Annotated in this window: 16 protein-coding genes; 15 read left to right on the top strand and 1 reads right to left on the bottom strand. The window is 38.0% G+C overall.

Going from position 1 to position 20,596, the window contains the following annotated elements:
* The first annotated feature begins 83 nt into the window (after positions 1-83).
* The 6 genes from ACVYAD_RS15240 to ACVYAD_RS15215 all read left to right on the top strand — a co-directional run bounded on the left by ACVYAD_RS15240 (position 84) and on the right by ACVYAD_RS15215 (position 8,382).
* Complete coding sequence (locus tag ACVYAD_RS15240; protein ID WP_476427023.1) at positions 84-1,220, top strand: acyl-CoA dehydrogenase; 1,137 nt, start codon at positions 84-86, stop codon at positions 1,218-1,220.
* Positions 1,221-1,223: 3 nt separating this feature from the next.
* Positions 1,224-1,856, top strand: coding sequence for a TetR/AcrR family transcriptional regulator (locus tag ACVYAD_RS15235; RefSeq protein WP_197139646.1), 633 nt, complete (start codon positions 1,224-1,226; stop codon positions 1,854-1,856).
* Between the two features lie 128 nt (positions 1,857-1,984).
* Entirely contained in the window at positions 1,985-5,233 is a 3,249-nt protein-coding gene (icmF, locus tag ACVYAD_RS15230) for a fused isobutyryl-CoA mutase/GTPase IcmF (RefSeq protein WP_476427022.1), read from the top strand.
* 127 nt (positions 5,234-5,360) lie between these two features.
* Positions 5,361-5,522, top strand: coding sequence for a hypothetical protein (locus ACVYAD_RS15225; protein ID WP_170938864.1), 162 nt, complete (start codon positions 5,361-5,363; stop codon positions 5,520-5,522).
* 150 nt (positions 5,523-5,672) lie between these two features.
* On the top strand, positions 5,673-6,221 hold the full coding sequence (gene rpoE / locus ACVYAD_RS15220) for a DNA-directed RNA polymerase subunit delta (protein ID WP_476427021.1): 549 nt from the start codon (positions 5,673-5,675) through the stop codon (positions 6,219-6,221).
* Positions 6,222-6,789: 568 nt separating this feature from the next.
* Complete coding sequence (locus ACVYAD_RS15215) at positions 6,790-8,382, top strand: CTP synthase (protein WP_349660659.1); 1,593 nt, start codon at positions 6,790-6,792, stop codon at positions 8,380-8,382.
* Positions 8,383-8,545: 163 nt separating this feature from the next.
* On the opposite strand, the gene ACVYAD_RS15210 is transcribed toward ACVYAD_RS15215, so the two are convergent.
* Positions 8,546-9,076, bottom strand: coding sequence for a DUF2529 family protein (locus ACVYAD_RS15210; protein WP_349660658.1), 531 nt, complete (start codon positions 9,074-9,076; stop codon positions 8,546-8,548).
* A 155-nt stretch (positions 9,077-9,231) separates the two neighbouring features.
* Between ACVYAD_RS15210 and ACVYAD_RS15205 the strand changes: the two genes are divergently transcribed.
* The 9 genes from ACVYAD_RS15205 to ACVYAD_RS15165 all read left to right on the top strand — a co-directional run bounded on the left by ACVYAD_RS15205 (position 9,232) and on the right by ACVYAD_RS15165 (position 20,568).
* On the top strand, positions 9,232-9,591 hold the full coding sequence (locus ACVYAD_RS15205; protein ID WP_349660657.1) for a response regulator: 360 nt from the start codon (positions 9,232-9,234) through the stop codon (positions 9,589-9,591).
* Positions 9,592-10,066: 475 nt separating this feature from the next.
* A complete protein-coding gene (locus ACVYAD_RS15200; protein ID WP_349660655.1) occupies positions 10,067-10,921 on the top strand; it encodes a class II fructose-bisphosphate aldolase in 855 nt (284 codons plus the stop codon).
* Positions 10,922-11,174: 253 nt separating this feature from the next.
* A complete protein-coding gene (fsa, locus tag ACVYAD_RS15195) occupies positions 11,175-11,825 on the top strand; it encodes a fructose-6-phosphate aldolase (RefSeq protein WP_349660654.1) in 651 nt (216 codons plus the stop codon).
* A gap of 63 nt (positions 11,826-11,888) precedes the next feature.
* Positions 11,889-13,175 carry a UDP-N-acetylglucosamine 1-carboxyvinyltransferase gene (locus ACVYAD_RS15190; protein ID WP_476427020.1) on the top strand — a complete coding sequence of 429 codons (1,287 nt, stop codon included), beginning with the start codon at positions 11,889-11,891 and terminating at the stop codon, positions 13,173-13,175.
* 95 nt (positions 13,176-13,270) lie between these two features.
* Entirely contained in the window at positions 13,271-14,230 is a 960-nt protein-coding gene (glpX, locus tag ACVYAD_RS15185) for a class II fructose-bisphosphatase (RefSeq protein WP_079559386.1), read from the top strand.
* Between the two features lie 331 nt (positions 14,231-14,561).
* On the top strand, positions 14,562-15,845 hold the full coding sequence (gene rho / locus ACVYAD_RS15180; RefSeq protein WP_349660652.1) for a transcription termination factor Rho: 1,284 nt from the start codon (positions 14,562-14,564) through the stop codon (positions 15,843-15,845).
* 125 nt (positions 15,846-15,970) lie between these two features.
* A complete protein-coding gene (locus tag ACVYAD_RS15175; protein WP_476427019.1) occupies positions 15,971-17,878 on the top strand; it encodes an AraC family transcriptional regulator in 1,908 nt (635 codons plus the stop codon).
* A gap of 95 nt (positions 17,879-17,973) precedes the next feature.
* Complete coding sequence (locus ACVYAD_RS15170; protein WP_349660650.1) at positions 17,974-19,698, top strand: ABC transporter ATP-binding protein; 1,725 nt, start codon at positions 17,974-17,976, stop codon at positions 19,696-19,698.
* Positions 19,699-19,773: 75 nt separating this feature from the next.
* Positions 19,774-20,568 carry an ABC transporter ATP-binding protein gene (locus ACVYAD_RS15165; protein WP_476427018.1) on the top strand — a complete coding sequence of 265 codons (795 nt, stop codon included), beginning with the start codon at positions 19,774-19,776 and terminating at the stop codon, positions 20,566-20,568.
* Positions 20,569-20,596: the final 28 nt, after the last annotated feature.

Raw genomic sequence — 20,596 nt, 5'->3', positions numbered from 1 at the left:
CAGGGAAGACCGTTAATCCCGCGAAACATCATCACATATAGAAATCAACAAAACTGAGTCTAACGAAAAAGGGGAAATGGACAATGAACTTTCAATTAACAGAAGAGCATGAGCAATTACGTGAAATGATTCGTGATTTTGCTATGAATGAAGTAGCACCAACAGCAGCTGAACGTGACGAGAACGAAGAGTTTGACCGTGCAATTTTCGATAAAATGGCAGAGCTAGGCTTAACAGGTATTCCATGGCCAGAAGAATACGGCGGTGCAGGCTTTGATTATCTTGCATATGTCATTGCAGTAGAAGAATTATCACGTGTATGTGCTTCAACAGGGGTAACTTTGTCAGCACATACTTCACTTGCGGGTTGGCCGATTTTTAAATTCGGTAATGAAGAACAAAAACAAAAATACCTTCGTCCAATGGCAGAAGGTAAACATATCGGTGCTTACGGCTTAACGGAGCCAGGATCAGGTTCGGATGCTGGTGGCATGAAAACATATGCAAAACGTGATGGCGATGACTATATTTTAAACGGCTCGAAAATCTTCATTACAAACGGTGGAGTAGCAGATACATATGTTGTATTTGCAGTAACAGATCCAGAAGCTAAACATGGCACATCTGCTTTTATCGTTGAAGCAGGCTTTGAAGGCTTCTCGGTAGGGAAGAAGGAGAAAAAACTAGGTATTCGTTCATCTCCTACAACTGAAATTATTTTTGATAACTGTCGCGTTCCGAAAGAAAACCTGCTTGGAGCTGAGGGAGAAGGCTTCAAAATTGCGATGACAACACTTGATGGAGGACGTAATGGTATTGCCGCACAAGCTTTAGGGATTGCGCAAGGTGCATTGGATGCAGCGGTTGAATACGGTAAAGAGCGTGTGCAATTTGGTAAGCCGATTACTGCTAACCAAGGTATATCCTTTAAGCTTGCAGATATGGCAACTCAAATTGAAGCATCTCGACTGCTTACATACCAAGCGGCTTGGTTAGAATCGAATGGTCTACCTTATGGTAAGGCGTCTGCAATGGCAAAATTAATGGCTGGGGATACGGCGATGAGTGTAACGACTGAGGCGGTTCAAGTCTTTGGTGGATATGGTTATACGAAGGATTATCCAGTTGAGCGCTTCATGCGTGATGCAAAAATCACACAAATTTACGAAGGTACACAAGAGATTCAACGACTTGTTATCTCTCGTATGTTGACAAAGTAACGTATGACAGAAAAAGATAAAAGACCCCAAGTACAGTCAACAGTAAAAGATGAAAATCTCATCGCCATTCGTCGAGAACAGATGATAGAGGGAGCCATTAAATTATTTAAAGAAAAAGGGTTTCACCGTGCCACAACGAGAGAAATCGCAAAAGCTGCAGGCTTTAGTATCGGAACATTATATGAATATATTCGTACGAAGGAAGACGTCCTTTACCTTGTATGTGATAGTATTTATCACCATGCGATGGGGCGACTTTCAAGTTTTGAAATTAAGGCAGGAACGATTGAAGAGCTAAAGGAAATGATTCGAGAGTATTTCTTGCAAATTGATAGTTTGGTTGATGAGCTGACAATCATGTATCAGGAAACAAAATCGCTGTCGAAAGAAGCACAACGCTATGTATTTAGTAAAGAGTTTGAGATGGTTGCTACTTTTGAGCGATTACTAAAACGCTGTGTGCAGTCAGGTGAAATAACGATGACAGATAAACAAATTCACTTAGCAGCAAATAATTTAGTCGTTTCTGGACAAAGCTGGGCATTCCGTAAATGGGCGCTCCATCGTCAGCACTCGATTGACGAATTTATTGAAATGCAAATAACATTGTTCATTTCAGGCATAAAGGGGTTCTAATAAGTTCTGTAAAGGGGTTGTCGGTAATTGCATAAAGCGACATTGCAATTACCGATTTTTTTATAAATAGAAAGCTGTTTCATCACACAAAGGTGTAATTGATTAAGGGGAGAAAGTGGGGATTTCATATGACAAAGGTAGAAGTATATCGTCCAAAAAATCACGTGCGTTTTGTTACAGCATCAAGTCTATTTGATGGACATGATGCTTCGGTTAACATTATACGACGTATTTTGCAATCAAGCGGTGTAGAGGTAATCCATTTAGGGCATAACCGCTCCGTGGAAGAAGTCGTAAATGCTGCGATTCAAGAGGATGCGCAAGGTATTGCAGTATCATCTTATCAAGGCGGACATATGGAATACTTTAAATATATGTATGATTTGCTGCGTGAAAAAGGGGCGCCACATATTAAAATTTATGGTGGTGGCGGTGGTGTTATTTTACCGCGTGAAATTAAAGAGCTACATGCTTACGGGATTGCTGGGATTTTCTCACCAGAGGATGGGCGTGTTTTAGGATTACAAGGGATGATTAATGAGAAAATTAAAGGAACTGATTTCCCAACTGCTATAGGTAGCTATCAAGAAAAGCTGGATGCTCTATCAACAGAAACACCTGAAATTTTAGCAAACTTATTAACTGCGGCTGAATCGAATGAAGATGAAGAAACGAAAAAGATGCTAGCGGAAGCTCGCAAACGCTCAAAAGGGACGCCTGTATTAGGTATTACGGGAACAGGTGGTGCAGGTAAATCTTCCTTAACAGATGAATTAATTCGTCGTTTCTTGAAAGAGTTTCCGGATAAGCGCGTAGCTATTCTGTCTGTCGATCCGACAAAGCAAAAGACAGGTGGGGCTTTACTTGGTGACCGAATTCGTATGAATGCGATTTTCAATAATCGCGTATATATGCGTAGTTTAGCAACTCGTGGATCTCGTACAGAGCTTACTGCTTCCATTGGAGACGTGCTAGATGTAACGCGTGTAGCGGGCTATGATTTAATCATTGTTGAAACAAGTGGTATTGGTCAGGGTGACGCGGAAATTACAAAATACACTGATCTATCTATGTACGTAATGACAAGTGAATTTGGTGCGCCTACACAGCTTGAGAAAATTGACATGATTGATTTTGCGGATGTGATTGCCATCAATAAATTTGAACGCAAAGGCTCTGAGGATGCACTACGTCAAGTGCAGAAGCAATATCAACGTTCTCGAGAGCTTTGGGATGAATCACTTGATAATATGCCTGTGTACGGTACGATTGCTAGTCAATTTAATGATAAAGGAACGAATGCTTTATTTGCAGCATTAGTAAATATCATTAATACGAAGACAGGTAGTCATTGGGAGACGGGTTATGAGCAATTTGCGAAAACGCAAAAGCAAGATGTGATTATTCCAAACGACCGTCGTTATTATTTACGAGAACTCACGGACACTGTGCGTGGCTATCATAAAAAATCAGAGCAACAGGTGGAATTTGCTCGCCGTCTATTCCAGTTAGAGGGATCTATTGAAACGATTAAGGAAAAGGCGCCAAATGATGCATTAATCGCATCTCTTACTTCTTTAGCGGAAGGTGTCAGAGATGAATTAACGGCTGAGTCTAAACGTATTTTAGATAATTGGCATGCTTTAAAAGAAGCGTATGCTGGAGATGAATTAGTAACGAAAGTACGAGATAAGGAAATACGAACAATTTTAAAGACAACGAGTTTATCAGGTACGAAAATTCCTAAAGTAGCCTTGCCGAAATTCGTAGATTATGGTGAAATTTTACGCTGGGTTTATAAAGAAAATGTACCTGGTGAATTCCCGTATACAGCAGGGGTATTCCAATTTAAGCGTGAAGGGGAAGATCCGAAGCGACAATTTGCTGGCGAAGGAACGCCTGAGCGTACGAATAAACGATTCCATTATTTATCAAAGGATGATGATGCGAAACGTTTATCAACAGCATTTGATTCGGTAACGCTATATGGGGAGGATCCAGATTACCGACCTGATATTTATGGAAAGGTTGGAGAGTCGGGTGTTTCTATTTGTACGTTAGAAGATATGAAAAAGCTATATGCAGGCTTTGATTTATGTGCACCATCAACTTCTGTATCGATGACAATTAACGGTCCAGCACCGGTTATTTTGGCAATGTTCATGAATACGGCTATTGATCAGCAAGTGAAACTACGTGAGAAAGAACTGGATCGACCTTTAACGGTTGAAGAATTTACGGAGACACGCGAGAAAACATTACAGGTTGTACGCGGAACCGTGCAAGCAGATATTTTAAAGGAAGATCAAGGGCAAAATACATGTATATTCTCAACAGAGTTTGCGTTACGTATGATGGGAGATATTCAGCAATACTTTATCGATCATAAAGTTCGTAATTATTACTCTGTATCTATTTCTGGTTACCATATTGCCGAAGCTGGTGCGAATCCAATTTCACAGTTGGCCTTTACATTAGCAAATGGCTTTACGTATGTAGAATATTATTTAAGTCGAGGAATGAATATTGACGACTTTGCGCCAAATCTATCATTCTTCTTCTCTAATGGACTTGATCCAGAGTACACAGTTATTGGACGCGTAGCTCGCCGTATTTGGGCAATTGTTATGCGTGATAAGTACGGCGCCAATGAACGAGCGCAAAAATTGAAATATCATATTCAAACATCTGGACGTAGTTTGCATGCACAGGAGATTGACTTTAATGATATCCGCACAACGTTACAGGCGTTAATGGCATTACAGGATAACTGTAATTCATTGCATACGAATGCATATGATGAAGCTATTACAACGCCTACAGAAGAATCTGTACGTCGTGCGATGGCTATTCAAATGATTATTACGAAGGAACATGGCTTAGCGAAAAACGAAAATCCATTACAAGGAGCGTTTATCGTAGAAGAATTAACAGATCTTGTAGAAGAAGCGGTACTAGAAGAGTTTGATCGTATCAATGATCGTGGTGGCGTACTAGGTGCAATGGAAACACAATATCAACGTGGTAAGATTCAAGAGGAATCTATGCACTACGAGATGCTAAAGCATTCAGGTGAGTTACCAATCATTGGTGTTAACACATACTTAAATCCAAATCCGCCTTCTGAAGATGAAATTAACAATATGGAAATTGCGCGTGCATCAACGGAAGAAAAAGAGACGCAAATTCGTAATCTACATGCTTTCTGGAAGCAACATGAAGGCGAGAATTCAGCAGCTCTTGCTCGTTTACAACAAGTAGCTGTAAACAACGGTAATATTTTCGCTGAGCTTATGGAAACCGTAAAAGTCGCTAGCTTAGGGCAAATCACGAATGCTTTATACGAGGTAGGCGGACAATATCGTCGTAATATGTAATGATCGTTAACGTTTATTCTATTTTGTACAAAATGTTTGTATAGTTTTAAGTGCCTAGTCTTAGGATTAGGCACTTCTTTTTATTTCCGTTATAATAGAAATGTAAAAAAAAGGGGAGACGCAATAGATGATGAAATCGGCTATTAACTACATCATTATTTTAGCTTTGGTGGTAGGAGTTATTTTCCTGTATGATAAGCAAATTGGCGCTGTTCCTTTACTATTATTATCTGTCTATTTGTTTTACTTGGGGATAAAAAAGATGCGTGATATAAAAAACAGTAATTGAAGCTAGCAATGAGGATAATACTTTGTATATAATGGGTATTATGCTTATGATGGGAAGTTACTTTTGTGCGGCCTTTTTTTGCTGCGCTCCGAAAATAAAGCTATATGAATTTTAAAACGTCCAATGTGATGAGAGAAAGGAAGTGCACGAATGAATTTTCGTGAAATGACAAAAGAACAATTAGCGGAAGAATCGTTAATTAACTTAGCTTATGCAATTTTAAATGAAAAACGTGCCTCAGTGTCTTTTAATGACTTATTAACAATTATTCAAGAGCTTGTTGGCTATAGTGATGAGGAAATAAAAGCTCGCCTACTACAATTTTACACGGATATAAATGTAGATGGCCGCTTCTTATTTAATCAAGAAACAGGCTGGGGCTTACGTGAATGGTATAAAGTTGAACAGATTGAAGAAGAAACAGCTCCATCTGTTAAAACGCATAAGAAAAAATCTAAAGCAGCCCTTGAGGATGAAGAAGATTTAGAAGAAGATTTAGAAGAAGAAGATATTGACTTTGATGAAGATTATGAAGAATTCGTTGAAGAAGATCTAGATGAAGAAGAAGAAGAAGATGAAGCAGATGATAAAGAAGATATCGACTTTGATGAAGAAGATTTAGAAGACATCGATGAAGAAATCGATGAAGACTTTATCGATGAAGAAGAAGATGAATTTGAAGAAGAGGATGAAGTCTAATTTATTTTAGCAAACATCCGCTAAAATAAGTTAGTAAGCCTTCTGAGGATGTCATGGAAATCGAGGTATAATTTGATGATAATTACTCTTTGAAATTTTCTTTCTTTTATCCTTGTAGTAAAAAATCTTGACTTCTATCACGGTTCCGTTTAATCTTTTACTTGGGCTCCTTATTAAAGGAGAAAGACCGTGTATGTAATACGCTCCCCCTGCAAACCTATGCAGGAGGAGCGTTTTTTTATTTTTTAACTTTATTCAATCAAGTTCTCCCATGTTTATAATTACGGAATGAATAGTAAGGCGCTAAATTATTCATGATGTATAGTAAGCGGTGATTGAATATATGTTAAATCTTTTTAAAAGGAAAGTAGAAAAGAGATAGAAACGATGACAGCTTCGAATCGACTACATATTTGTAGGCATTCTCGGCTTTTCTTATTTTAGGGATGAGAAATATTTATTTTCTTAGCCTGTCAAAACATTGGCATCAATGCTTAGAATCGGCATGTGGCGTGAATGTACTTTTCTTACTAACAATTTCTAGTACAACATAAGGAGGAATTTTTTCATGACAAAGTATATTTTTGTAACAGGTGGGGTTGTGTCTTCACTTGGAAAAGGGATTGTAGCAGCATCTCTAGGTCGTTTATTAAAAAATCGCGGATTAGAAGTGACGATTCAAAAATTTGACCCATATATCAATATTGACCCAGGTACAATGAGTCCTTATCAACATGGTGAGGTATTCGTAACAGATGATGGCGCAGAAGCTGACTTAGACTTAGGTCACTACGAACGTTTCATTGATATTAACCTAGGAAAACATTCTACAGTAACATCAGGTCGTGTTTATCAATCTGTATTACAAAAAGAACGCCGTGGTGATTACAACGGTGGAACAGTGCAAGTAATTCCTCATATTACAAATGAAATCAAAGATCGTATTCAACGCGCTGGTCGCGAAACTAACGCAGACGTAGTTATTACAGAAGTAGGCGGAACAGTTGGGGACATCGAATCATTACCATTCCTTGAAGCAATTCGCCAAATGAAAACGAACTTAGGCCATAACAACGTAATGTACGTTCATTGTACGCTTATTCCTTACATTAAAGCTGCAGGTGAGCTTAAAACAAAACCAACTCAGCACTCTGTAAAAGAATTACGTTCTTTAGGTATTCAACCAAATATTATCGTTGTCCGCACAGAGCAAGAAGTGCCACAAGATATGAAAGAAAAACTAGCTTTATTCTGTGATGTACAGCCACACGAAATTATTGAATCTCGTGATGCAGAGCATTTATATGAAGTACCATTAAACCTACATGCACAAGATATTGATGATATCGTACTTGACCATTTTGGCATTGAAGCACCAGAAGCGGATATGGAAGAATGGCGCGAGCTTGTAGCAAAAGTGAAGAGCTTACCAAATAAACGAAAAGTAGCATTAGTAGGTAAATATGTAGAACTACAAGATGCTTACATTTCTGTTGTAGAAGCATTAAAACATGCAGGCTATGCATTTAATTCTGATATTGAAATTGACTGGATTAATGCAGAGCATGTAGATGCTGACAATGTTGCTACGCTATTAAAAGGTGCTGACGCTATTTTAGTTCCAGGTGGTTTCGGCGATCGTGGAGTTGAAGGTAAAATTTTAGCGACACAATATGCTCGCGAAAATAATGTACCATTCTTAGGTATTTGCCTAGGTATGCAACTGGCAACAGTAGAATTTGCTCGTAACGTGCTTGGTTTACAAGGAGCGCATTCAACAGAGCTAGATTCACAAACACAATACCCAATTATTGACTTCTTACCAGATCAAAACGACAATGTCGACATCGGTGGTACATTACGTTTAGGTTTATATCCATGTAAGTTAAAAGAAGGCTCGAAGGCAAGCCAAGCGTATGGTCAAGAGCTTGTTTATGAGCGTCACCGTCATCGTTATGAATTTAACAATGAATATCGTGAAGCGATGGAAGCAGAAGGTCTTGTCTTCTCAGGTACAAGTCCTGACGGAAAATTAGTAGAAATTATCGAGTTACCAGAAAATAATTTCTTCGTAGCATGCCAATTCCACCCAGAATTAGTATCACGCCCAAACCGTCCACAGCCATTGTTCCGTGATTTTATCGGAGCAACATTTAAATAATACAAAAAAGAGTTGTCTCACGTGCTGAGACAACTCTTTTTTTAGCTCTTCGGCAAAACGAGATTATTCCGATAAAAGCTAAAATTGTTCCGATAAAACTTCAAAGTATTCCTATATAAAAAGAGTTGTCTCTAGTGCTGAGACAACTCCTCTTATAGATTCTTTATAGCTCTTCGTCATCAAGACCAAGCATTTCATCATACGCAATTTTTACGGCTTCATAAACAAAAAGGGCAGCAATAGCGTGTGGTACAACTATGCGCTCACCTAAATCGTTCGGTAATAAACCACCTCGCATGCGTGTTGAAATATACGTATACGCTAAATCTGCCAGTGGATTTTCGGCATTAGCCACTTCGCTAGCAACGGCTGCAAATGGAATAAACTGATTATTTAATTGCTGTGCTAATGCTAATGCATCCTCATCGTGTGCGCTACGTGTAAAAATGCATACACGATCTGCTTCTGTGATTACTGTATCTTTTGTCCAAGGGACTAACTTCGTAAAACGTTCCACAGCTTGAAATGCATTTAATTCGACAACTTGCATTTCGCCAAAGCATGCGAAATAGACATTACCTTCACTAATACCCGCTTGCGCAAGTAATCGCGCTGTTTCTTCAATTGCTTCCTCTTCATTTTGTGATATTCTTTGTAATAAACCACTTAGTTGTGTTGTTAATATTTTTGACATAGTCCCACCTCAATCAATATTATAGGTTTGAAAAGAGCATAAAGCAAAAGTAGATAATTTATAATAATAGAAGGTATTAATAGGTTAAAGGAGAATATTACATAATAGAGAGAATTTTACGTAAAAATAATAACTAAAAAAGGGCGGAATGAAATGTGAAACGAGTACTAATTGTCGATGATCAACCAGGAATTCGTTTACTTTTAAATGAAGTGTTGAAAAAAGAAGGTTACGGTACATATTTAGCTGCAAATGGTATGGAAGCACTGAAGTATGCTGAGGAAGAGGAAATAGATTGTGTCCTGCTAGACATGAAAATTCCAGGAATGGATGGCATAGAAATTTTAAAGCACTTAAAAGAGCGATGGCCACAACTTCCAGTTTTCATGATGACAGCATATGGTGAATTGGACGTTGTACAGGAGGCATTAGATTTAGGAGCTATTCGATATTTTACTAAGCCTTTTGATATTTTTGAAGTGCGTGATGAGGTTAATAAAATAGTAAGTGCTTAGATGAACAGGCAGTGGTCAACACCGCCTGTTTTTCTTGGTTATTATAGAAGTTTTCTACCATTTTACTATTATTTTGCTTCCACAATAAATGACTCATCACCATAACGAGGGGGTGATTTCCGTCCGATGATCCTCTTTTATTTTTCTGCAGTATTGAGATTTATCGACCAACTTTTTATATTGATCACCCAACTTTTGATAAATATCGACATCTACCTTCATGTAACACTATTTGATCGTACTGTGGCTAACCTTCGTTCCGTTAACACTGCAAAACGGTTGGACGCTGTCGCTCCGCTTTCACGTAACCTTCGTTTCGTTGCACTACACAACGGTTGGCACTGCCGCTACGTTGCACTTCGCTTTCGTGCAGAAAACAAAGTAACCTGAAATGCTTTTCAGGTTACTTTGTTTTTGCTATGATTAAATAGCATATCTATGTAGAAAAGATAGTCCTAAGAGGAGGATTTTTAGTATGGCATTAGTATCTATGAAAGAGATGTTAATTAAAGCAAAAGCAGAAGGTTATGCGGTTGGTCAGTTCAACATTAACAACCTTGAGTGGACTCAAGCAATTTTACAAGCAGCAGAAGAGGAAAAATCTCCAGTTATTCTAGGCGTTTCTGAAGGTGCAGGAAAATATATGGGCGGATTTATTTCCGTTGTACACATGGTAAAAGGTTTAATGGAATCTTATGGCACTACGGTACCTGTAGCTATTCACCTTGACCATGGTTCAAGCTTTGAAAAATGTAAAGAAGCTATTGATGCAGGCTTTACTTCTGTAATGATCGATGCTTCTCATCATCCATTTGAGGAAAACGTTGCGACTACTTCAAAAGTAGTTGAGTATGCTCATTCGAAAGGTGTTTCTGTTGAAGCTGAGCTTGGCACAGTAGGCGGTGACGAGGATGGCGTAATCGGTGGTATTATGTACGCTGATCCAGAAGAATGCCGTAAAATGGTTGAGATGACAGATATCGATTGTTTAGCGCCAGCACTTGGCTCTGTACATGGTCCTTATAAAGGCGAACCAAACTTAGGCTTTAAAGAAATGGAAGAAATCTCAAACTTAGCAGACCTTCCATTAGTATTACATGGTGGTACAGGTATCCCAACAAAAGATATTCAACGTTCAATTTCATTAGGTACAGCAAAAATTAACGTCAATACTGAAAATCAAATTGCTGCTACAAAAGTAATTCGTGAAGTTCTTGAAAACGATAAAGTTGTTTATGATCCTCGTAAATTCCTTGCACCAGCACGTGAAGCGATTAAAGCGACAGTTATTGGGAAAATCCGTGAATTTGGCAGTGCGCAAAAAGCATAATTTTAGTATCTAATACGCAAAAAAAACAGAGATGAATACACATATAAGAGAAGTGTTGATGTTGTTATCGACCTTCTCTTGTTTTTGAAATAAAAAATTTTTGGCAAAAATTTAAATAGCAGGCTTATCCCAAAAGTTGTATAGTAAATTGATTGCCGTTCCAACTGATTGGTCCTAAGAAAGTGCCCAGTCAGAACGGAAATCAACTTCAAGTAGGATGATGAGTCAAAACAGTGATTAGGAGGAAAAAATAATGAAATTTTTTATAGATACAGCAAACTTTGAAGAGATTAAAGAAGCACACGCATGGGGTATTTTATCAGGTGTTACAACAAACCCATCATTAGTTGCAAAAGAAGAGAATGTTTCTTTCCATGATCGACTTCGTGAAATCTCAGAGCTTGTAGATGGCTCAGTGAGTGGGGAAGTAATCGCTCTAGATGCAGAAGGTATGATTAAAGAAGGCTTAGAATTGGCTGAAATTGCTCCGAATATTACAGTTAAACTGCCAATGACTCCAGCAGGCTTAGAGGCATGTCGCTTCTTTGCAGACAAAGGTATTAAAACGAACGTAACATTAATCTTTAGTGCCAACCAAGCATTAATGGCTGCTCGTGCAGGTGCTACATATGTATCACCATTTATCGGTCGTTTAGATGATATGGGTCAAAACGGTGTAGAACTAATTGAAACGATTGCAGATATTTTCACAATCCATAATATCGATACGCAAATTATTGCTGCATCTATTCGTCATCCGCAACATGTAACAGCTGCAGCACTTGCAGGTGCACATATTTCGACTACTCCATTTAAAGTATTAAAGCAACTTTTCAATCATCCACTAACGGAAAAAGGAATTGAAGGATTTTTAGCGGATTGGAATAAGAGAAAAGGCGAATAATAAGATTATATAGTGAGCCAATTGCAGAAAAAATTACTTTCCAATCATGAGGGAGAACGCAAAATGGATGTTTATAAAATTACAGGCGAAAATCGCCTACAGGGTACAATAAAAGTTAGTGGTGCAAAAAATAGTGCAGTCGCCTTAATTCCTGCATCGATTTTGGCGAACTCTCCAGTGACAATTGGAGGGTTACCAGAAATTTCTGATGCGTGGACGTTAAAGGCATTATTAGAGGAAATCGGTGGGGAAGTGTCATTTGAGGATGGCGTAATGACAATTGATCCAACGGAAATGATTGCTTTACCATTACCGAACGGCAACGTGAAAAAACTTCGTGCTTCCTATTACTTAATGGGAGCCATGCTTGGGCGTTTTAAAAAAGCTGTGATTGGTTTACCGGGAGGCTGCTTCTTAGGGCCACGTCCTATTGATCAACATATTAAAGGCTTTGAGGCATTGGGTGCGAAAGTTACGAATGAGCATGGAGCGATTTATTTACGTGCTGATGAATTAATTGGTGCCAAAATATTTTTAGACGTTGCCAGTGTGGGAGCAACCATTAATATTATGTTAGCTGCTGTTCTTGCAAAAGGACGTACGGTTATTGAAAATGCAGCAAAAGAACCAGAGATTATTGATGTAGCAACTCTTCTTACTAACATGGGAGCTAATATTAAAGGTGCGGGTACTAGTGTTATCCGTATTGAAGGCGTAGAGGAGCTTCATGGTACGGAGCATACAATTATTCCAGATCGTATTGAAGCTGCTACGTTTATGATAATGGCTGCCGCTTTAGGTGAAGGCATTACCATTGATAATGTTATTCCATTGCATTTAGAGGCAATTATTGCAAAGCTTCGTGAAATGGGTGTGAAAATCGAAATTGATGAAGAAAGTATTTTTGTGCCCAAAACGGACCTTTCCTTATTGCAGGCCGTCGATGTAAAAACATTAGTGTATCCAGGGTTCCCGACTGATATTCAGCAACCACTTTCTGTATTAATGTCTCAAGCATTTGGTTCCTCAAAGATAACAGATACGATTTATACAGCTCGATTTAAGCATATTGATGAACTTCGTCGTATGAATGCCATTGCACGCGTTGAAGGAAATACAGCTATTATTACAGGCCCTAATAAATTACAAGGTTCAACTGTAACAGCTACAGACCTTCGTGCTGGTGCTGCATTAGTATTAGCAGGGCTTTTAGCTGAAGGTGAAACAGAAATTCACGATATCTATCATATTGAACGTGGGTATAGCTCACTTATTGAGAAATTACGTGATTTAGGCGCTGATATTCGACGTGAAACAATAATGGCACGCGTAGCAGAGACAAAGGAATAATGAGAGCTAAAAGTTTTGAACTAACTATGTTACAATAGAGGTAATTTGAATGTTTCGGCGAAGAAACATGCCGATAACGGGAGGCAAATAAGACAATGGAACGTAGTTTATCGATGGAAGTAGTACGAGTAACAGAGGCAGCAGCAATCGCATCCGGGAAATGGATGGGTCGCGGTTTAAAAATTGAGGCAGATGATGCAGCAACGACAGCGATGCGCGTAATGTTCGATACAATTCCAATGCATGCTACAGTAGTGATTGGTGAAGGTGAAATGGATGAAGCGCCAATGCTTTATATTGGTGAAGAGCTTGGCTTACGCAATGGTGGTCCTAAAGTAGATATTGCAGTTGACCCATTAGAAGGTACGAATATTGTAGCGAAGGGTACAAATGGTGCAATGACAGTTCTTGCTATTGCAGATAAAGGGAATCTGTTAAACGCGCCTGATATGTACATGGAGAAAATTGCAGTAGGACCAGAAGCGGCTGGTAAGGTAGATATTAACGCTTCTGTTACGTATAATTTATTACAAGTAGCGAAAGCTAAAAATAAAGATATTTCGGACGTAGTAGCTACACTTTTAGATCGACCACGTCACCAAGCAATTGTTGATGAAATCCGAGAAGCTGGAGCACGTATTAAATTTATTCAAGACGGTGACGTTGGAGCGGCTATCAATACTGCTTTTGATGAAACTGGCATTGATATTATGTTTGGTACAGGTGGTGCACCAGAGGGTGTTATTTCAGCTGTTGCTTTAAAATGTCTAGGTGGAGACTTCCAAGCGAAGCTAGTGCCAGAAGATGCTGAACAGTTAGAACGCTGCGAAAAAATGGGTGTAGACGTAGAAAAAGTTCTTTATTTAGATGACCTAGTTAAAGGTGACGATGCTATTTTTGCAGCGACTGCTGTAACAGATTGTGAGCTATTAAAAGGTGTTCAGTATAAAGGAGCCTACGCATTAACTCATTCAGTAGTTATGCGAGCTAAATCTGGAACTGTACGATTTGTAGAAGGTCGTCATGCTCTTGATAAAAAACCTAGCTATAAATAAAATTTTCTTCTAAAATATACCTAGTGCATCTTTTTTGCACTAGGTACCTTCTTCTAAATTTTCAACCATCCCATAGTTTTATAAGGCCATGTTATGCTTCAATGCTTTGCCTAGTTAATTGAAGTATCTATCGCCCTGCTTAATTTCTAACGAACAACTGAAAATACTGACAGGTACGAAAAGATTAACTTTATCTTCATGTAGCAAAATGCTATTGTATTGAAAGTAAAGTGTAACAATTATGCCAAGGTGATATAGGCCTATCGCAAAAAACTTCTATGAAAACCCCAAAAATGAAAATTATATTTTGAAAAAGACTGGAGTTGTGCACATGTCTGCATTGACAATCGCTCAATTAGAAAACATGACGTTAAAGGAGCTTTATGCCCTAGCACGCCAATATAAAATTTCATATTATAGCAAGCTAACGAAAAAAGAATTAATATTTGCTATTTTGAAAACTCGTTCGGAGCAAGAAGGCTATTTCTTTATGGAAGGTGTACTAGAAATTGTTTCGCAAGAAGGCTTTGGCTTCCTTCGACCAATTAACTACTCTCCAAGTAAAGAGGATATTTATATTTCTGCTTCTCAGATTCGTCGTTTTGACCTACGAAATGGGGACAAGGTATCTGGTAAAGTACGTCCACCTAAAGAAAATGAACGCTATTATGGACTACTACAAGTAGACGCTGTTAACGGTGAAGACCCAGAAGTAGCTAAAGAACGTGTGCATTTCCCTGCATTAACGCCTTTATATCCTGATCGACAAATTAAGCTTGAAACTACACAGCGCAATTTATCGACGCGTATTATGGATTTAGTGGCACCTGTAGGCTTCGGGCAGCGTGGATTGATCGTCGCACCACCAAAAGCAGGGAAAACGTCATTATTAAAAGAAATCGCGAATGCGATAACAACTAATTATCCAGATGCAGAGTTAATTGTATTACTAATTGACGAACGCCCTGAGGAAGTAACTGATATTGAACGTTCAGTGAATGCTGATGTAGTGAGCTCGACTTTCGATGAGGTTCCAGAAAATCATGTGAAAGTTGCAGAAATTGTGTTAGAACGTGCACGCCGCTTAGTTGAGCATAAGCGTGATGTTATTATTTTAATGGATTCTATTACACGTTTAGCACGAGCGTATAACTTAGTTATTCCTCCGAGCGGTCGTACGCTTTCAGGTGGTATTGACCCTGCGGCGTTCCATCGACCAAAACGATTCTTCGGTTCGGCACGTAATATTGAAGAAGGCGGTAGTTTAACAATTTTAGCGACTGCTTTAGTAGATACAGGATCTCGTATGGATGAGGTCATTTATGAAGAATTTAAAGGAACAGGTAACCTAGAGCTGCATCTTGATCGCCAATTAGCAGAGCGTCGTATTTTCCCTGCGCTGGATATCCGCCGTTCAGGTACACGTAAGGAAGAGCTTCTACTTGAGCCTGAGCAACTTGAAAAGCTATGGGCAATTCGTAAAACATTCTCGGACGCACCTGATTTCGCGGAGCGCTTCATGAAAAAATTACGTACAACAAAATCAAATGAAGAATTCTTTGATAAGCTAAATGAAGATATGAAAAAAGCTACTAAAGGCAAAGGCCTACTATAACCATGAATCACCATTGACTAGCAATAGTCGATGGTGATTTTTTTATTTAATCTAAAATAATTGAAATTGAGAATCATTATCAATATAATAGTTCCATATAATTCTATTTTTAAAAGGAGACGGAAATGAATTATGACGCTTATATGCTTCTATGGCAAAATGCAAATATCCAGTTAAAGCAAATTGACTATGTTAGTAATACCGATGTTCGAATGACAAAGGTTTTAAAAAATAGCGCATTCCTTATCATCACAGCAGGAGATGCAGAAATTGTCATTGATGAGCAACCTTATCATGTACAGCACTTTAGTATTTTCCATATTGGAAAGTCCAAATCCTTTCATATTACGGCACCAAATAGCATTAGCTACTTCCTTATCTCCTATAAAGGGGATGTAATTTGCAAAGATGCTTTTATGCAACATTTACAGATACAATATCGGCCATTCCAAACGACTTTCTCTTGTATACCTGCAAATCCAGTAGCCTTACATACAATTTTGCAAGATATGTACAGCAAATGGCAGTCGGGCTCTATTCAAGAGCATTTATCAGTGAAAGCATCCTTTTATGAGTTCGTCTACCGTGTTTTTCGAGAACTGGCTGAGGGGCAGGGGGAACCGCACGACATTGATAGGGCAGAAGCAGCACGTCTGTATATAGAGCAAAACCTACATGAATCTTTATCCATACAGGCACTTGCTGATTTACTAAACATTAGTGCACGTCATTTATTACGTATTTTTAAGGCTCGTTATGAAGTAGGTCCACAAATTTATTTACAGCAACTAAGAATAGAAAAGGCGAAGCATTACTTGGTAGAAAATCAATACGGCATAAAAGAAATAGCTATTTCGCTTGGATTTGAAGATGAATATTATTTTAGTCGGGTTTTTAAAAAGGCAACAAACATGGCACCAAGTAATTTTAGGCTGAAATATACATCAAACTTGTCCGAAATCGCCATTACAAATGAGAATCATTTTCAATACAATAAGAATCAGCTCGCGCAAGCAAAACAATATGAAAATGAGGAAAATAACATAATGATGAAAAAAATAAGTAGGCATGTAAAGATACCATTTTTGCTAAGTTTATTCGTTTTACTTGCAGCATGTGGAGAAGATACAAAACAATCTGTTGAACATAAAGAAAATGAGCCTAAGTCAGAAGAAGTAAAGACTAGAACTGTGACAGATGATAGTGGACGACAAGTAGAAATTCCAGTTAAAGCAGAACGGGTAGTGACAGACTGGTATCTTGGACAAATTCTAGCGTTGGATGTTATTCCAGTAGGAGCAGTGACAGCTAACTTAGACTTTGCAGCATTTTTAAAATCTTATTACAAGGAAGGTGATATTTCCAATATTGGTACAGATGGGAGTGCATCATTAGAAAAGATCTTAGAATTAAAGCCAGATCTAATCATTACATGGAATAAAGAAGATGTAGAAAAATATGAAAAGATTGCTCCAACTATTGTATTTTCGGAAACAGCGCATAAATCGGCTACCGAGGAAGTTAAAGCGATGGGAGAATATTTAGGTCGTCAGGACGAAGCTAACGCATTTGTTCAAGATTTTGAGAAACGTATAGCGCAAGCACAGGAAAAAATAAATAATGTTATCCCAGAAGGAGCTACTTTTACTATTTATGACGTATTCGAAAAAAATGCAACGGTTGTAGGGAATTCAAGTGTGTCAGGTGGTAGAGCACTTTATCAAATGCTTAATATGAAGCCTCAGGAAAAGGTACAGGAGCTTTTCGATACAAAAGAATCTACAGGTGGGCGTTATGAAATTTCCTATGAAGTGGTAGGAGACTATGTTGGGGATTATGTTTTTGTTATTAATTTCTTTAATAAAGAGAAGAAATTTCCTTCCACTTGGAAAAATCTCGATGTTGTCAAAAATAATAAAACAATAGAATTAGAACCAGAATATTATTTTGCTTCTGATCCACTCTCTGGATTACATCAAGCCGAAGATATGGCTGACAAAATAGTAGAGTTTTCAAAGGCTCAACAAAAGTAATAAATAGTACAAAGAAATGTGAGCTACCTGTGTATGATGGGGTAGCTTATTTACTAGAATACTATGAATGATATTGATAATAGGAGGCTTCCTCAATGTTATTACAGCGTTTTTTTTCATATTACAAGCCCTATAAAGGATTATTTATTTTGGATTTTTCCTGTGCCATACTAGTAGCCCTTATCGAATTAGCATTTCCAATCGTTTTAAATAAGGTAATTGATGATATTTTACCAGACGGTGAACTAAAGTGGATTATTATGGCTAGTTTATTATTATTTGTTTTATATATTTTTAATTCAATTTTACATTTTATCGTTTCGTATTGGGGACATATGTTAGGAATCAATATTGAGACGGATATGAGAAGGGAAGCGTTTAGTCACGTTCAAAAGCTCTCTTTCCGTTATTTCGATAACAATAAAACAGGGCACCTAGTTTCAAGATTGACGAATGATTTAATGGACATTGGTGAACTTGCACATCATGGACCAGAGGATATGTTTATTGCTGCAATGACGATTGTAGGTACATTCGGAGTTATGTTTTACATTGATCCAACCTTTACAATACTAATTTTCCTACTGGTTCCAATCATTTTAATTTTAACGATTATTTTTGGGAAGTTAATGTCCAAAGCATTCCGTCAAATGTTTGGGGATATTGCAGATTTTAATGCACGTGTTGAAAACAATGTAAGTGGTATTCGTGTTGTACAAGCCTTTACGAATGAAGAGCATGAGATTAAACGATTTAAAGCAAACAATGAAAGATTTCGAATGACAAAGCTTTTTTCTTATAAAGTAATGGCTTGGAATGAAGCAATCTCAGGCATTCTCACAAAAATTTTGTCATTATTCACGCTATTTGTAGGTGCATATTTCGTTTTAGAAGGCCATTTAACAAATGGTGAATTCATTGCATTTATTTTATTATCAGGTATTCTCTTAAACCCCATCAATAAAATTAATATGTTTATTGAAAGTTATCCGAAAGGAATGGCAGGGTTTAGAAGATACATTGAATTTCTAGAAACAGCACCTGAAATTGCTGATCGTCCAGAGGCAAAAGCTATTGATGAAATTGGAGGAGAAATTACATTTACTAATGTATCGTTTGGTTACTCTGAAAATAATCATACCTTACACCATATTAATTTAAAGGTACATCCTGGTGAAACGGTCGCGCTAGTAGGTCCATCTGGTGCAGGGAAATCTACCATCTGCAGTTTATTACCACGTTTTTATGAAGTAAATGAAGGTTCAATAAAAATTGATGGCATCGATATACGAGATTTTAAGCTGCAATCTTTACGTTCACATATAGGAATTGTTCAACAGGATGTCTTTTTGTTTGATGGCACAATTCGAGAAAATATTGCTTATGGTAATTTAAACGCGAGTGAGGAAGATATTTGGTTTGCTGCACAGAGAGCGCAGCTTACAGATGTCATTAAAGCGCTACCTGATGGCATGGATACATTAATTGGTGAACGTGGCGTGAAATTATCAGGCGGACAGAAGCAAAGATTATCGATTGCACGTATATTCTTGAAAAATCCTAAAGTATTGATTTTGGATGAAGCAACATCTGCTTTGGATACAGAAACCGAGCAGGCAATTCAACAAGCTTTAAACGAGCTCGCAATAGGCCGTACAACATTAGTGATTGCACACCGTTTAGCAACGATAAAGGATGCTGATCGAATTGTCGTTGTATCGAAAAAAGGAATTATAGAAGAAGGTACTCATGAGCAATTAATGGATAGAAAAAATGCTTATTATGGTTTGTATACAGCGCAATTTGGCTTACAAATCTAAGCTAATAATTTGTCATTTTATCGTCACTTAGCGCAATGACGCCAAGGTGAATTGATAAAAGGAAGGAAGGATTATATGTCAGTTCTTGAAATAGATCGTGTAGCTATTGGTTATTCCTCGACGCTCATTGTTCATGATTTAAGTGTGGAAATTCCAAAAGGACAAATCTCAACGATTATTGGTCCAAACGGCTGTGGCAAATCTACCTTATTAAAGGCAGTTGCACGTGTACTACGGACCCAAGATGGAGCAGTTTACTTAGATGGAAAAGCAATTCATCAATTAAAGACAAAAGAAGTAGCAAAAAGAATGGCGATTTTGCCTCAAACAGCAACAGCTCCAGGAGGATTAACAGTTTTTGAACTAGTATCCTATGGCCGTTTTCCTCATCAAGCAGGGTTTGGTACATTGCACAAGGAAGATTATGAATATATTCATTGGGCTATCGATGTTACAGGTCTTAGAGAGTTTAGTGACCGTCCGATAGAGGCACTATCCGGTGGGCAACGTCAACGAGTATGGATTGCCATGGCATTAGCTCAAGGAACAGATATTTTAGTACTTGATGAACCTACTACGTATTTAGATTTAGCACATCAGCTCGATATTTTATTACTGTTACAAAAGCTAAATAAAGAGGAAAGACGGACGATTGTGATGGTATTACACGATTTGAACCATGCTTCTCGTTTTTCGCACTTTATGATTGCTATGAGAGATGGACATTTAATTGTGAATGGTCAGCCAAATGAAGTGATGACAAAGGAAAATTTACAAAAGGTGTTCAATATTGATGCAGAAATGGCTGTCTGCCCATATAGTAAAAATCCTATCTGCTTATCTTACCAACTGCACGACATGAAAGAATAGCGTTAAGTAGGAAATTGAATTGTAAGGA

The sequence above is a fragment of the Lysinibacillus sp. G1-3 genome (genome assembly GCF_056322905.1).
This window is presented reverse-complemented; position numbering and strand designations above follow the sequence as displayed.

Bases quoted from the DNA above. Each gene is read 5' to 3' on its own strand.
- ACVYAD_RS15240 (WP_476427023.1), top strand. From the start codon at position 84: ATGAACTTTCAATTAACAGAAGAGCATGAGCAATTACGTGAAATGATT.
- ACVYAD_RS15235 (WP_197139646.1), top strand. From the start codon at position 1,224: ATGACAGAAAAAGATAAAAGACCCCAAGTACAGTCAACAGTAAAAGAT.
- icmF (WP_476427022.1), top strand. From the start codon at position 1,985: ATGACAAAGGTAGAAGTATATCGTCCAAAAAATCACGTGCGTTTTGTT.
- ACVYAD_RS15225 (WP_170938864.1), top strand. From the start codon at position 5,361: ATGATGAAATCGGCTATTAACTACATCATTATTTTAGCTTTGGTGGTA.
- rpoE (WP_476427021.1), top strand. From the start codon at position 5,673: ATGAATTTTCGTGAAATGACAAAAGAACAATTAGCGGAAGAATCGTTA.
- ACVYAD_RS15215 (WP_349660659.1), top strand. From the start codon at position 6,790: ATGACAAAGTATATTTTTGTAACAGGTGGGGTTGTGTCTTCACTTGGA.
- ACVYAD_RS15210 (WP_349660658.1), bottom strand. From the start codon at position 9,076: ATGTCAAAAATATTAACAACACAACTAAGTGGTTTATTACAAAGAATA.
- ACVYAD_RS15200 (WP_349660655.1), top strand. From the start codon at position 10,067: ATGGCATTAGTATCTATGAAAGAGATGTTAATTAAAGCAAAAGCAGAA.
- fsa (WP_349660654.1), top strand. From the start codon at position 11,175: ATGAAATTTTTTATAGATACAGCAAACTTTGAAGAGATTAAAGAAGCA.
- ACVYAD_RS15190 (WP_476427020.1), top strand. From the start codon at position 11,889: ATGGATGTTTATAAAATTACAGGCGAAAATCGCCTACAGGGTACAATA.
- glpX (WP_079559386.1), top strand. From the start codon at position 13,271: ATGGAACGTAGTTTATCGATGGAAGTAGTACGAGTAACAGAGGCAGCA.
- rho (WP_349660652.1), top strand. From the start codon at position 14,562: ATGTCTGCATTGACAATCGCTCAATTAGAAAACATGACGTTAAAGGAG.
- ACVYAD_RS15175 (WP_476427019.1), top strand. From the start codon at position 15,971: ATGAATTATGACGCTTATATGCTTCTATGGCAAAATGCAAATATCCAG.
- ACVYAD_RS15170 (WP_349660650.1), top strand. From the start codon at position 17,974: ATGTTATTACAGCGTTTTTTTTCATATTACAAGCCCTATAAAGGATTA.
- ACVYAD_RS15165 (WP_476427018.1), top strand. From the start codon at position 19,774: ATGTCAGTTCTTGAAATAGATCGTGTAGCTATTGGTTATTCCTCGACG.